This is a genomic window from Pseudanabaenaceae cyanobacterium SKYG29, assembly GCA_025055675.1.
Classification (GTDB): domain Bacteria; phylum Cyanobacteriota; class Cyanobacteriia; order Pseudanabaenales; family Pseudanabaenaceae; genus M5B4.
The window spans coordinates 946240-960107 of the sequence record JANWWT010000001.1 but is presented as its reverse complement, the minus strand read 5'-3'; the positions used below and the strand labels follow the sequence as shown (position 1 = coordinate 960107).

The window sequence follows — 13868 nt, the reverse complement described above, 5'->3', positions numbered from 1 at the left end:
ATGATTAACCGTCAGGTACTGCAAACAGTCGACCTGATGCTGCGGGCACGACATCCCCTTCTCTATATCGTCGCAGGGGAAGAGGAACCGATCGAAGCCCTCCTGGATGTAGTCACGCAACAGAGCAGTCCCCCCCGTTCTCTCAAATACTGGGATATGGCGCGGGGGTGGCAGGACAACGGTAGCGCCAAGGGGAATATAACTGATGCCCTAGACAGAATTGCTCAATCCTACAGCAAAGAAAATTGTGTCTTTGTCTTGAAAGATGTCTACCCCTTTTTGGAACCCCCTGTCACAGCTACTAATTTAGGGATTATCAGGGAATTACGTCACTTGGCGCGGGCACTGTGGCGCTCCCGTTCTACAATTGTTTTACTCAGCCATACCCTGGTTCTACCAGACGAACTAAAGGAACAAACCCACGTCATTTATTATCCGCTGCCTTTAGCTGAGGAGATCGACTATCTCATTCGCCAAACAGTCGCCCCCGACAAATTGAAACTGCGGGGTTTAGGCTGGGAACAGCTGATCAAAGCCTGTCAGGGATTGAGTCTTACTCGTATTCAGCGCGTGTTAGCCCGTTGTTTAGCGGCAAAGCAGCACATTGATGAAGCAGATATTGATGAGATATTGGCAGAAAAACAAGCTGCCATTCGCCAAACGGAATTTTTAGAGTTTTACAGTAGCAAGGAGTCCCTCAAAAATGTAGGGGGTTTAGCTAACCTTAAACAATGGGTACGCACACGCCGCGATGCCTTTACGGAAGAAGCTCGCAGTTATGGTATTCCTCACCCCAAGGGGCTCTTGTTAGTGGGGATTCAAGGTACGGGCAAATCTCTGTCAGCAAAAACGATCGCCTATGAATGGCGTTTACCCCTTTTACGTTTGGATGTCGGTCGGCTATTTGGCAGTTATGTCGGAGAAAGTGAAGAACGCACAAGACGAATGATACAACTAGCGGAGGCGGTTGCTCCCTGTGTGTTGTGGATTGATGAGATTGACAAAGGGTTTGGTGGTGTGACAACTGGAATTGACGGAGACAGTGGTACGAGTAGAAGGGTGCTTGGCACATTGTTGACTTGGATGCAAGAAAAACAGAGTCCTGTCTTTATTGTTGCCACTGCTAATAATGTCAGTGCCTTACCAGCGGAACTACTGCGCAGAGGACGCTTTGATGAGATTTTCTTTTTAAGCCTGCCCACGGCAACGGAAAGAGAAGAGATATTTCGTGTGCATATACAGCGTCTCCGTCCCAGTCGTCTGCGAGAATTTGATCTGTCTCTCTTAGCTCAAAGGACAGCTAACTTCAGCGGGGCAGAGATTGAACAAGTCATTCTCGATGCTATGCACATCGCTTTCAGTAGGGGCACACCTGGTCAACGCCAAGATTTCACCACGGCAGATATAGTCAAGGCGATCGAGGAAACTGTCCCCCTGGCTCGCATTGCTGCTGAACAAATTACTATGCTAAAGGGCTGGGTAGCGCAAACAGGTGCCCGGCTAGCATCCAACGACCCTGTATTAGAGGAAGAACTTAGACGCTATCGCCTAGAACAAATTGGCTACTACTGATGATACAGTCTCTGGGAATGGTACTATCCAGATCACATTATGCAGAATACCAGACTTAACGGAATCCCTAATCTTGTCACTGGTCAGATAGAGCTGTGGTTACAAAACCCTTGGCGGCGATTACTGACGCACACGATCGGGTTTCTGGTGGGTTTTTTGTTGGGGATTGTGATTGCCACCTACACAGGACAGGGAGCAGTGTGGGATTTTCCCGCGGCGGCAGTGGTGATTGGGGTAGTTGAAGTAATAAATTGGTATTTTTACCGCCCAGGGTCAAGGAGTAGGTTAGGTAGTCTTGTCCATACAACTAAAGTGGGTCTAACCTACAATATGATCCTAGAGGCGTTCAAGTTGGGGTCTTAGTTGGGCTAACATCGCTTCAGCAGTGGCTTTGGGGTCAGAAGCAGTAATCAATGCCCTTACCACTGCTACCCTTTGTGCCCCTCCTTGGATGACCTCTGCCAAGTTTTCCCCATCGATCCCACCAATGGCAAACCAAGGGATTGGGCAGTTCTGCACTGCATAGGGTAGGTAAGTATCCTTGATAGCCGGTTTACCTGGCTTGGTGGGTGTGGCAAACACGGGACCTACTCCCACGTAGTCGGCTTGTTCCGCCAAAGCGATCGCTAACTCCTCTGGCTTGGTGGTGGAAAGTCCGATGATCGCCTCTTGACCTAAAATCTGCCGCGCTACCCCTACAGGTAAATCCAGCTGACCTAGGTGTACTCCATCCGCACCCACAGCCAGGGCAAGATCGACCCGATCGTTGACTAGAAATAGAGCGTCATATTTGCGGCATAGTTGACAGAGAGTTTGGGCAAGATGATATTTATCCCGATCGGTACCCTCTTTGTCCCGCAATTGCACCATTCTTACCCCTCCTGCCAAGCATTGCTCGACAATTTCTGGCAAACGGGGATGGGGCATAGTCACCAGGTAAAGATAATTTTCCTGCAGGCGATGGCGATTGTGCGCCATAGGTAGGGCAGATTGGAGCATGTAAACTTGGTAGCGCAGATTTTTCATAGCAGTTGCCATCTCTCCATCGCAAAGTTTGCTGTATTCCTCTAGTACCCGCAGTGCCTCCTGGACTCTGGCAAAATTGGCAGTTAGTATTCCCTGTAAATTAGTCCTCGTCAATTCCCGTTCATGGCTCAAACCTGTACCAGGGTCATGTGCTGTGTCCCTAGCCGATCGGATTGTATCAGTGTGCCAGCGTCCTAATTCCTGCCGTATTGCTTTACACTGATTGGCTAAATCCTGGCTTTCTAACCCCAAGCGGCACCATTCCTCAATCACTCTCACACCCTCGCGGGCACGATCGAGATTGGCATCCAGAATGCGATAAACTTGGGCTTGCGCTAAACTATGGCTCATGGGAAGTTCAATCAGTGGGGATACCTAAACTATTATGCGCTGCCTCTACCCGATCGGTTTAGCCTTAGCTCTGCCCAGTTTTGCTACTACCTTGGTTGTCCATCCCCAAAGGGGGAACGATTTAACTGGCAATGGTACCCTGCAAAGACCTTTTCGTACCGTCAGTCACGCCCTCGCCTTAGCAACCAGTGGCACAACGATCGTTTTACAACCAGGTATCTACAACACTGCTTCCGGCGAGAGATTTCCCTGGGTAGTTAGACCGGGGATTATCCTACGGGGCAATGAAGCCCAGCAGGGGCAAGGGGTAGTGGTCATAGGGGGCGGCACTTTCCGATCGGTTTTTCTCCCCCAACCCAATGCCACCATCATTATCCAAGACCGCACAGAACTGCGGGGTCTGACTATCAGTAATCCCCAGCTCAGGGGCTATGGCATCTGGCAGGAAGAGGGAAATAGCATTATCGCCAACAACACGATCATCAATAGTCGGCAAGACGGCATTCTACTCACAGGCAATACTACCTCCACCGTTAGTAACAACCGTCTTAGTGGCAATAACGCCAGTAACATCACGATCGAAGGAGCAGCCCAACCCTTGGTGCAACAAAATTCCCTAGAGAGGTCGCGCTTTGGCATCAGTATTAGACAACAGGCAGTCCCCCAACTAGTAGCAAACACGATCGCTGAGAATGATACAGGAATCATCATTCAGGGTAGTGCCCGCCCCCTCCTACGGCAAAACAATATCTACAACAATCGCCAGGCAGGTATCATTACCCTTAACGATAGCAGCCCTGACCTCGGTAACCGCCAAAACCCTGGACAAAATATCTTTCGCAGTAATGGCAGGGCTATCCACAATAATTCCAGCCACACCGTTATCGCATGGGGTAATCAGTTCGATCGAGCCGCTTTCTTTGGTGCGGTGTCCTGGGACAACTCAGACCGCCTACCTTCTCTGACTAGCCCCCTGTCCCCCCCAGCCCCGTTCGGTGAGAATCGCGAACCACCAACCAAATTTGAACCTATACCCAACAGTGTGGTAGTCAGGATAGCTGGTAGTCCCACCCGTCCTGTGGCTGTCAACTCTGCCATTGACCCTAACTTGCCCCCTGTGACCGCCCTACCACCTGCCGATGGCAGAATTGTTGCCGACCTCACCCCTGTTGTACCCAAGTCCCCTACAGTCCCGCTGCGGTTTCGCGTAGTTGTGCCCGTTAATTCGGAAGCGGAAAAAATAGCCGTACGGCAAATGTTGCCTGGAGCCTTTCCCCTAAACCGATCGGGACAACTGGTTGTGCAGGTGGGAGCATTCAACCGCCTAGAGCTAGCCCAAGAGCAGGTGCGACAACTGGCTAATCAAGGCATCACTGCCATATTAGAACCGATTAGTCCCTAGACAGAAGTAGATTTAGATTGCCACTTTTCTATGTCTCCTTCACTGGCAACAGCGTAAACCAACTTGGCAGGAGCATTTTTCCAGTCCACTGCACAGGCAGCTAACTGCTTCTCAGTCAGACCCGAGAACCAACCCGCCAAGAAGCCTGCTTCCAAACTGTAAGACTTAGGATTAGCAGAACCAATACCTTGGGAAATGCTCGAATTGCGCACTGTGACTAGCAACATGCCCTTAGACATACGAGAAAAGTCCGTTGTGATTTTACCCAAACCATGTACTGCCCACAGTTCCTGCATGAGAGCGAAAAACTCGATCGCATTGAAATTAGCGATGGGAGAGTGATAATAAGTCTCTATTTCCCGTTGTGCCCGTTCCCAGAATGACTTACCCCACGCCCGCCCGAAGGTGTAGAGAGCTAAGAAAGATGCCTGACCTGCTTCCTCTTGCAGAGTTTCGTAAATACTGTCAATCAAAAGAGAAGGGACAGCGATTAAACGACGCTGGGTAGGGGTAGAAAGCAAACCCGATTTTGGATCGGAAGTAACGTAAAAACGGGGAGAAAAGAGATTACCAGGAACCGTTGCAAATACCATCTTCCACCTCCTTATTTACCACTCATCATTTCGTGGGCAATTTGTAGATAGGGAGCAATAAAAGCAGCTTGACTCTCTGGCAGGAGACTTTTTACCGCCTGCAGCAAGCACTTGTAGCCTTGATAGCTTAGTTGCATTGCCAGAAAGACGTTCCGTTGCCAATACAACACTCTGTCCTTTAGCAGATACTCATCCTGGAGCAACATAGCCAATGCACAAGCCCGCAGACCCATGACCATATCCCTTTGACATCTTTCCACACCCAGTTTATCCATAGGATGATGCTGGAACCGATCGGTCTTTTGCATCAGTTGGGCTGCCATCTGCACAATCTCGTTTTCCTTTTGTTCCAACAGATGATAGACCTGTTTGCGTTGTTCCCAGGTAGAAACGGCTCGATCGATCATTCTTAAATCCTCGGGCTGGGCATATTTGCCATCAGCAACTTTTAGCACTTCTTCCCACAGAGTAATCATAGTTTTCTCCTCCTAAATAAATGTTTAATCCCACTTGATACGGTCATCCAGACTAACACTAGGTTTAGATAGTTGCCATTGCACCTTACTAAGCAGACCGCTGACAGTCAGGTTAGTGTAACCATCAATGTGACTAATACCCGTTATAGGTATGTCCAATTCTGACTGCGCCTGGAGTTGACGGTCTTTGTACTTGAGACGATTAGGGCGCAACAGACGATTGAGCCAGCGACAGAAGCTCGTCCAAATACCCCGTAACCACCTCAGTATACCCCTCATACCTGTTCCACCTCCTTGGCAACAACTCCTTCTAATAGCCCAGGTTCACTGGGTACTTCTTGAGCACGAAACTTTTGTTCAATCTCCAGAGGAGTAGCACCTGCCGATAACCAAAACTCTGTAGCGTCAACCCGTTTTTGCGAACCAATTAGGAACCGACAATACTCATTCCCTGTGGCGTAACATTGAATTTCTGTGCTACTCAAACGCCGATCGAACACGCTGCTGAAAAAGCCAGCTAACATCCCTGCATATAGATGACAGACAGGTTTGCCCACATAACCGAGGGTCTTTGCCACAGCAGAATCAAACAAGTCCACGAAAATAAATCCTTCTTTCAAAGAATGTAAATCCAGAGACCAAGTCCCCCACCCCTGGGCGGTAAAGGGCCACCACCAAGTCTCCATGACAAAGGGGAGATTAGCTTCCTTAATGGAAAGGTGGTAAAACTTTTGAAACCAAAGGGTAAACGCAGCGGCATCCCTGCGCCCCCAATTTTCACCAATCATGTACAAGAGCAACCCCGCTGAATCTCCTACCTCGTGCTCCAATCCCTTCAACAGAGAAACAATAAAATCTTCCCCCACCAACAGATTTCTTTGCCCATGGTAGTCGATAATTTCGCCTTTCTCCCGATCGAAATTAAAGAAACTTGACTTGCTGTAATGACAGGCATCCCACAGGGAAGGCATGGGGGCAGGTGGAGTAGAATAACTCCTTACTTTTCTAGTCGTTTGTGGTTCCATGTTTACTTCTCCTTCGTGAATTTCTTAGTAACTAGAGAACGCATTGCTGCATCAAACTCTTGGTTGACCGTTTGCAATTTCTGCAGTGCCGATCGCAGGATCAATTTACCTGCATCTACCAAAACTTCCCCTGTAATGGGGTGTAAGAGCGTCTGTTCTGCTCGCTTACCAATCAAGGCTTCTAGTTCTGCTTCTGCACCAATATATCTACCCTTGGGTACAGTCACAGAAATACCACTGCCCAGAATCATGCACTGACAGGCAAGTCGCGCATTCTCCTGCGTGATTTTCATAATGCTGAGAGTCATTAACTCTTGCTCCGTATGGGGTGTTAAATTTTCCATCCCCTTGTTAATGAATACGTGGCAGGTAGCACATCGACCTTGTCCCCCGCAGGCTTTGAGTAGCTTGGCATGGTTGGCAAGGAGAGCACTGAGCAACCTTGTGCCCTTGCGGGTATTTTTAATTTCCCCATTGATTTCTAGGGTCAGGACAGCGTCAACATCCTGCATAGTAGTAGGTTCAGAAAGAATCATAGGCGGTTACTGATTAACAACAATCGATAATAAAGCTGCAGTTTTATGGGACAGTTTTGGCTGCACTACCTTGGTGTAATCTTTAATAATGCGTTCGCACTCACCCATAAAACCACGAACAAATGTCTGTAATAGGGCGAATTCTCGCTCTGTTAATTTCGTGCGTAAGCTCTTTTGCCCTCCTACTAAACCAATTCTGCCGTTGTGATCAATTGACCACAAATCTTGCCACTCCCGATCGGCAATTGTTGCTTTTGCTTTCTTCCAGTAGTTACCGATCGCTAGCGGTCCAAAATATTGCAAACTAACCTGACTAATTTCTTGCAGACAAAGCAAAGCGTCTTCATAGGTACAGTATAGCTCTGTTTCCTTGCCCTTATCTTGTGCGACACCCTGCGTCCCGAATAAAGCCCTTTCAATCACATCTAGTAGAAGACGGAATTTGCCTGCTGTGATACTGATAACCTCATATACTCCCTTCTTCTTCACCCACTCTCGGAAAAAGGGGTTTACTTCTGTATCATCGACAAGAATAATGACATTACCTGTTTTGTTGCCATATAGACGCTGTACCTCTAAACAGCTAGCATCTAGCAAAGAACCAACTACAAGTAAGTGGGGAGTAGTGTCCGCCAGAAAGCGATCGATAGCTTCCAACGTGGAGCAGAAATAAAGTTCATATTGATCAGAGCCTAAACTCTGCCTGAGACTGTGGGCAAGACTGTCACGGTAATCTGCCAACAGGACTATCGGCTTGCTATTGCCTTCAGTGTTTGCCGGCGCAGCTACCATATCCACCCCCTTTTCATGTCTACAACCTTCTGATAGTGATTAATCAATCCTCGGTTAATCAAATAATGTAGACTAAAAAAGTAACAAATAAGTAAAAATTGAGCAAATAGCTCATAAAAAATTACCTATGCCAAAGGCAGTACTATGTAAAATACACTACCTTGTCCTAGTGTGCTGTCTGCCCAAATCTTGCCTCCATGCTCTTTTACAATTTTCTTACAAATGGCAAGCCCCAGACCTGTGCCGCCCCGATCCCTAGCGTCAGAGGGGTCAACTTGTTGAAATGGGTCAAAGATTGTTTCCAACTTATCAGAGGGAATGCCCCGCCCCTGGTCATTTACTGTGACTTGGACAGTATTGTTGTTCCTGGGGGCAGAAGCGATAGTAACATTACTGTCGGGAGGAGAAAACTTGATAGCATTGCTCAAGAGATTAACAAATACCTGCTCTAACGCCCCTGGGTCTGCATACAACCGCTGTTCACGGGACTGATTGATAATGTTAACTTTTGCTGCCTCCGCCAGATGAATAACAGCCTCGATCGATCGGTTGATAATCTCACATAAATCGCAGTGGGTCTTCTGCAAGACCATCTTACCTGAGTTTAGTCTTTCCAAAGCCAAAATATCCTTAACTAAATTGTTGATCCGATCGCAATTATTAGTGGCAATCTGCATCATTCTGTTTCTCTTGTCGGGATTTTGGTCATAAGCCCCTGATGCCAACATACCCAGAGCACCACGAATACCAGTTAAAGGAGTACGAATTTCATGGCTGACCACAGAGACAAACTCATTTTTCATCCGCTCAATTGCCAACCTCTCTGTAATATCCCTCCCGGCAGCATAGACATAATCCCCCAGCAGACTAGCATTCCATTCCACCCAGCGATAACTACCATCAGCACACCTAAGACGAGCTACTATGTTATGTAGTGATTTATTGTTTCTCAGTTCTGTCAACACTTTTTGTTGGTCAACTACATCCTCCGCATGGACATAGTTCATAATCAAGGAACCCACTATTTCTTGATAGCTATACCCTAACACCTTCTCCCACTGGGAGTTAACACGGACAATGTTACCGTCTAGATCAACTATGCACAAAAAGTCTGGTACAACAGAGAAAAAACGATCGAGTTCTTCCGTTCTCATCAGGATTAAATCCTCATATTCCTTGCGCAAACTTATATCTTGCACAAGGGAAAGAATGGAAATAATCTCTCCTTCCTCATCCAGCAATGCTGAACTGTACCACTCACAGTATATAATAGTTCCATCCTTACGATAGTTATACTTGGTGGTAATGGTGAAATTGTGCCTCACCAGTTCTTGGACATGAGTAAATAACTGGCGGATATTATCTTCATGGATAAACTTAAAGTCAGAGTCAAATACATTTTTCCCTACAACCTCTGCCGCTGTCCAGCCGAACATGACTTCTGCACGTTTTGACCAGCTTACAATTGTTAGGTTCCGATCCCATTTTATAGTTGCTAAAGGGGAGTTATTGATATGATAGTTCAACTCCTGGATAACATCACGTAAGCTTTTCTCTACCTTTTGACGAGCGTATAACTCATGTCTTAACTGTTCCGCTAACTCCCTTTCTTTTGCTATCTGAGCATTTATCGTCTGTTTTGTTCGCTCCTTTTCTATCGCTAGCCCTGCTGCAAAAGCGACAGATTGTATAATCTTTATCTCCTCCTCAGTAGGACTGACACTCCGAGTATGATAAATAGACACTACACCCAATGCCTCATGACCACTACGTTTCAATATTGGTATAGACCAACAAGCCCGTAGGCCATGTTCTCTATGCAGGTTGCGAAAATTGGCAAAATAGGGATGGGTACTTATGTCAGATACAACTACTACCTCTCCTCTAAAGGCAGCTGTACCACAAGAACCGATACCCTCTCCTATGGGAATACCATCAATTGCATCTAGGTAAGATTTAGGTAAGTCTGTTGCTGTCAAGACCCTTAACTTACCATTCAGGCACTCCAAGAATAAACACTTAGAGTCAGGAATCCTAAGTTCAATTAGATGAGCAAGCAGCTGTAGGCTAGCTTTTATCGACTCTCCTACTAAGAGACAAGATAAACATTGGTTTTGTAATTCCAAAGTTTGATTTTTCTCTGCATCTTTTATAAGTAATTGCTGTAATTTCTGTATCACACCATTTACATAGTTTAGAATTGCATTCAATTCATCAGCGTCACTGTCCACAGACTGATCATCTAGAAAATTATTGTCTTTAACTACTTCTGATAAAACCTGCACCATGCTTTTTATTTTCCCAATTTTGCTGATGACTAGGTGATCAATCAATAACAAGATAAACATTGACTGAATTGATGTACTTATGGCAGAAAGGACAATAAGTTGGAAGATACTATAGTTGTGTTGATCTTTGTATATCTCTACTCTATCCCGTTCTTGATACAGTTTTGTATGATGTCTGTGAGCAAAGAAAAAAATGGGGCAAATGACCCCACTGCTCACTAATAAGGCACTGATCACAGATAACCATAGCTTATGGCGGAGTTTCATATTGCCTATTCTGACTTATTAGCTTTATTATACGCGGCAATAGGTAGTAATTAACATTAAGTTTGGGTATAACATCATTAGCCCCAGCGCTAAATAACGTCTCTGCTAGGTATGTATGGGCAGTAACAAACACAATTGGTAGCTCACTGTATGTATGGGAATATTTAAGCGATCGGCAGATTTCTAGTCCATTGAATTTGGGCATGTCGAAATCAATTAGTAGTAGGTCGAATTTTTCCTTTGCTAAGGTAGCTAGAATTTGACTAGAGTCTTCTATACTAGTAACTGTGAAGTGATGCTGTTGCAAAAGGTCTGTCACTAGCTGTAAAAAGTCAGGGTCATCATCTACAACCAAGACGTGGCGTTTCTTTGCAGGGCATAGAGCATGACAAACTGTTGTTACTACCTGAGTTAAGGGAATATTGCTACTGAAATACAGATCAGGTTGGAATTTGCTGACTTCAACACGGCGCTCAATTGTATCTGGATATGTATCTAAGACGAAAATGGGTACGTTAGGATGCTTCGTCCTTAAATTACGAACTAGGATATGGTCTGCCTGTTCCTCTAGCCGCAGAATGATTAGGTTAAGTTTGTGACCCTGGGCGAGTATTTCCTGGGGTTCTAAAACAATTAGTTTGAGCTTACTACTGAGAATGTGTAGGTAAAATTGATCGGCAAACTTGATGTCCCGTGTAACTAAACCTAAGTTGAAAAAATGAACTGTTGCCATCGGCTGTGGTGTTACGGAAATAGCTTGCTTCAGCCTTGCTATCATCTCACGTAAACTATCAACACTGACATTATTAGGCTGTTTTAAGAGAAGTTCCAACGATCGACTGATGGTCGATGCCTCTGGCAAACCAAATGTTCCCAGGGAACCCGCTAGTTGATGGGCAAGTTTTTCCGCCTCGCCATAGTGATGGGCTTGCGCAGTGTTGTCAATAATAGGTTGGATAGCTGTTTGTAATGCCTGCAGACGCTGATCTAAATTTTTTAGGAAGTTCTCTTGAATAGATTGTAGAGAATCGATCGGTGGTTCCCTTAGCCTATACCCTACACCATAGATAGTCTGGATGAAATCTTCTGTCATCCCTGCCCCCTGTAGTCTTTTCCTTAAGTCTTTGATGAGGTTAGTAACCGCATGATTAGTGGGCACATCATCCATCCTCCAGATATGACTAATAATGGTATCCCTATCCAAAAGACGCTGCGGATTCCGCAGAAATAACTCCAGTAATTGGTACTCTTTGGGACGTAAATTAACTACTTGCTCATCGTACTTGACTATACCTTCTACAGGATTGAGACTGAGCCGACCCCACCGAAGAATAGTAGTTAATGTATCCGTTTTCCGCCTTAACAAGGCACGCATTCTAGCTAATAGTTCCTCTATTTTACACGGTTTAACTATGTAGTCATCTGCACCTTGGTCTAATCCTTGTACACTACGATCGTGACTTGCGGTTAACATCAGAATTGGTGTAGAGATGCCCCTATGCCTGAGTCTTTGACAAAGTTCGATCCCGTTTATATCTGGCAGATTGACATCGAGGATAACCACATCGTAACCAAAGGAAACTATGTCTAGTACCAATTTCCCCCTGTGGAAAACATCAACCGCATATCTGTGCTCTGTTAAAACAGTACTAATGTAATCACAGAAGTCCCGATCGTCATCCACTAGTAGCACTTTCATAATTGCCACCCGAGAATTTTGGCAATCTCTTGGGCTAAGGTAGTGGGATCAAAGGGTTTGGCAATTACCCCCGCAATACCCATACTTTTGAATTCTCTTACTTCACTGGGTAGCACTTTGGCAGTGATCAAAATCACAGGCGTTGTTTCTATTAGGCTTTGAGCTTTCATTTCCTGGTAAAGCGTTATACCATCCTTCCTGGGCATGGATATATCCAGCAAAATCACATCAAAGTGCTCCGAATTGAGGAAAAAAAAACGTTATCACTAGAAGAGCACACAGTTACAGACCATTTTGCCAACTCCTCCAGAGCTGCTTTAATTAGGTCACAAATATCAGGTTCATCATCGATAAGGAGAACTTTAGTCATAGCTTGTATACATAATTTTTTACAAATATAGCAACAAACACTCACAAAACACAAGGAAATGGGTTTGAAGCACAGCTAAACTGGGACATTAGCTAAGACTACGGTATATTATAGTAACAGTAACTGGTTAATTCCGTCAAGGAAGTAACAAAAAACTACAAAAAACACGTAAAAAAAGAGGAGCGTCCACTCCTCTCCTGCAAAGCACCCCGTATAACTAAAAAAAATAAAGTTTAACGGCGACCCCCTGCTTCTTCACGACTGGAAGTTTGCAGGTACAACACGATCAGGAACACACAGGGCACAAAGACTGCCAGTATCGTAGCTACCAGACCCCAGTAGTTGACTTCTAGTCCTTCCATAGATTTTGCTCCCATAGATTGCTGCCTATGATTCTACCTTAACTTGGCAGTGGGCGTATCCCCTATAATGGAGGGAGATTCCTAGGGTGGTTTATGGTCGCTAATTTAGATATACCAAAACGGGGAATGCCCGTCACTATTATCACTGGCTTTCTGGGTAGTGGTAAAACTACTTTACTCAATCATATTTTACAAAATCAGCAGGGGTTGAAGGTAGCAGTTTTAGTGAATGAATTCGGTGACATTAACATTGATAGCCAATTACTGGTAGCAGTAGAAGAAGATATGGTAGAACTCAGTAATGGCTGTGTCTGTTGCACGATCAATGACAACTTAGTCGATGCGGTTTACAACGTGCTGGAACGCAACGATCGGATTGACTACATGGTGCTAGAAACAACGGGGATAGCTGACCCCCTACCGATCGCTTTGACCTTTTTGGGGACGGAGTTACAGTTCCTAACTAGATTGGATTCGATTCTGACAGTAATTGACAGTGAAGCCTTTACACCTGAGCATTTTGACAGTGAAGCGGCTTATAATCAGGTAATCTACAGTGACATCATTATCTTGAATAAGACCGACCTAGTAACGGAGGAGAAACTGACCCAGTTGGAGGAATATATTAGACAGGAAAAGAAAGGAGCACGTATACTCCGAGCAGTTAGAGGAGAGGTACCACTGCCCCTGATTTTAGATGTCAACCTGGCTAATCCCGACCTCAAAGAGATCAAGCCAAAGCATGACCACCACCACAATCATGACCATGATCATCATCACCACTCCCATCACCTAGAAAATGATGGCTTTATGGCGGTTTCCTTTACTGCCGATCGTCCCTTTAATCTCGATCGGTTCCAGCATTTTTTGGACAAACAGTTGCCTGTGGATGTGTTCCGCGCCAAAGGGATTTTATGGTTTGAGAAATTGGCTCCCCGTTATATTTTTCAACTGAGCGGTAAGCGCTATGAACTGAAAACCGATGATAGTAAGCCTCCCACTGGCGTACAGCTGGTGCTGATTGGCAGGAACCTTGACGGGGACAAAATTAAGGAGCAACTGAGGTTGTGTCTAGTTTCCTAGGGGTACAATTGCCGCTAGACTATATC

The 13868-nt window shown here is 45.6% G+C and carries 16 protein-coding genes; 4 read left to right on the top strand and 12 right to left on the bottom strand.

Annotation, left to right across the window (positions count from 1 at the left end; translation table 11 throughout):
- Together NZM01_04580 and NZM01_04575 are read left to right on the top strand one after the other, a co-directional pair.
- Complete coding sequence (locus NZM01_04580) at positions 1 to 1572, top strand: AAA family ATPase (protein MCS6959303.1); 1572 nt, start codon at positions 1 to 3, stop codon at positions 1570 to 1572.
- Between the two features lie 39 nt (positions 1573 to 1611).
- Positions 1612 to 1935: a DUF565 domain-containing protein gene (locus NZM01_04575; GenBank protein MCS6959302.1), complete on the top strand. Its 324-nt coding sequence runs from the start codon at positions 1612 to 1614 to the stop codon at positions 1933 to 1935.
- On the opposite strand, the gene NZM01_04570 is transcribed toward NZM01_04575, so the two are convergent.
- Positions 1909 to 2949 carry a thiamine phosphate synthase gene (locus NZM01_04570; protein MCS6959301.1) on the bottom strand — a complete coding sequence of 347 codons (1041 nt, stop codon included), beginning with the start codon at positions 2947 to 2949 and terminating at the stop codon, positions 1909 to 1911. The two genes, NZM01_04575 and NZM01_04570, sit on opposite strands and share 27 nt — an antisense overlap.
- 34 nt (positions 2950 to 2983) lie before the next feature.
- Here NZM01_04570 and NZM01_04565 point away from each other — a divergent pair, with 34 nt between their 5' ends.
- Positions 2984 to 4351, top strand: coding sequence for a DUF1565 domain-containing protein (locus tag NZM01_04565; protein ID MCS6959300.1), 1368 nt, complete (start codon positions 2984 to 2986; stop codon positions 4349 to 4351).
- Here the strand turns inward: NZM01_04565 and NZM01_04560 are convergent.
- From NZM01_04560 to psbM, 11 genes are all read right to left on the bottom strand, one after another.
- Positions 4348 to 4944, bottom strand: a complete 597-nt coding sequence (locus NZM01_04560) for a hypothetical protein (GenBank protein ID MCS6959299.1) — start codon at positions 4942 to 4944, stop codon at positions 4348 to 4350. The two genes, NZM01_04565 and NZM01_04560, sit on opposite strands and share 4 nt — an antisense overlap.
- Before the next feature lie 11 nt (positions 4945 to 4955).
- The gene (locus NZM01_04555; protein MCS6959298.1) at positions 4956 to 5420 is read right to left on the bottom strand and encodes a phycobilisome protein; all 465 of its coding nucleotides are present in this window, start codon (positions 5418 to 5420) and stop codon (positions 4956 to 4958) included.
- Positions 5421 to 5444: 24 nt separating this feature from the next.
- Positions 5445 to 5699 carry a hypothetical protein gene (locus NZM01_04550; protein ID MCS6959297.1) on the bottom strand — a complete coding sequence of 85 codons (255 nt, stop codon included), beginning with the start codon at positions 5697 to 5699 and terminating at the stop codon, positions 5445 to 5447.
- The gene (locus tag NZM01_04545) at positions 5696 to 6445 is read right to left on the bottom strand and encodes a 4-vinyl reductase (protein ID MCS6959296.1); all 750 of its coding nucleotides are present in this window, start codon (positions 6443 to 6445) and stop codon (positions 5696 to 5698) included. The genes NZM01_04550 and NZM01_04545 overlap by 4 nt, the downstream gene beginning before the upstream one ends.
- Before the next feature lie 2 nt (positions 6446 to 6447).
- Positions 6448 to 6981: a (2Fe-2S)-binding protein gene (locus NZM01_04540; GenBank protein MCS6959295.1), complete on the bottom strand. Its 534-nt coding sequence runs from the start codon at positions 6979 to 6981 to the stop codon at positions 6448 to 6450.
- 6 nt (positions 6982 to 6987) lie between these two features.
- On the bottom strand, positions 6988 to 7773 hold the full coding sequence (locus NZM01_04535; GenBank protein MCS6959294.1) for a hypothetical protein: 786 nt from the start codon (positions 7771 to 7773) through the stop codon (positions 6988 to 6990).
- A 125-nt stretch (positions 7774 to 7898) separates the two neighbouring features.
- Positions 7899 to 10061 carry a PAS domain S-box protein gene (locus NZM01_04530; GenBank protein ID MCS6959293.1) on the bottom strand — a complete coding sequence of 721 codons (2163 nt, stop codon included), beginning with the start codon at positions 10059 to 10061 and terminating at the stop codon, positions 7899 to 7901.
- Positions 10062 to 10311: 250 nt separating this feature from the next.
- The gene (locus NZM01_04525; GenBank protein MCS6959292.1) at positions 10312 to 12027 is read right to left on the bottom strand and encodes a response regulator; all 1716 of its coding nucleotides are present in this window, start codon (positions 12025 to 12027) and stop codon (positions 10312 to 10314) included.
- Positions 12024 to 12233, bottom strand: a complete 210-nt coding sequence (locus NZM01_04520) for a response regulator (GenBank protein ID MCS6959291.1) — start codon at positions 12231 to 12233, stop codon at positions 12024 to 12026. The genes NZM01_04525 and NZM01_04520 overlap by 4 nt, the downstream gene beginning before the upstream one ends.
- 17 nt (positions 12234 to 12250) lie before the next feature.
- The gene (locus NZM01_04515) at positions 12251 to 12397 is read right to left on the bottom strand and encodes a hypothetical protein (protein ID MCS6959290.1); all 147 of its coding nucleotides are present in this window, start codon (positions 12395 to 12397) and stop codon (positions 12251 to 12253) included.
- Positions 12398 to 12630: 233 nt separating this feature from the next.
- Entirely contained in the window at positions 12631 to 12759 is a 129-nt protein-coding gene (gene psbM / locus NZM01_04510; protein MCS6959289.1) for a photosystem II reaction center protein PsbM, read from the bottom strand.
- A 93-nt stretch (positions 12760 to 12852) separates the two neighbouring features.
- Here psbM and NZM01_04505 point away from each other — a divergent pair, with 93 nt between their 5' ends.
- Positions 12853 to 13842: a GTP-binding protein gene (locus tag NZM01_04505; GenBank protein MCS6959288.1), complete on the top strand. Its 990-nt coding sequence runs from the start codon at positions 12853 to 12855 to the stop codon at positions 13840 to 13842.
- The last annotated feature ends 26 nt before the right edge of the window (positions 13843 to 13868 follow it).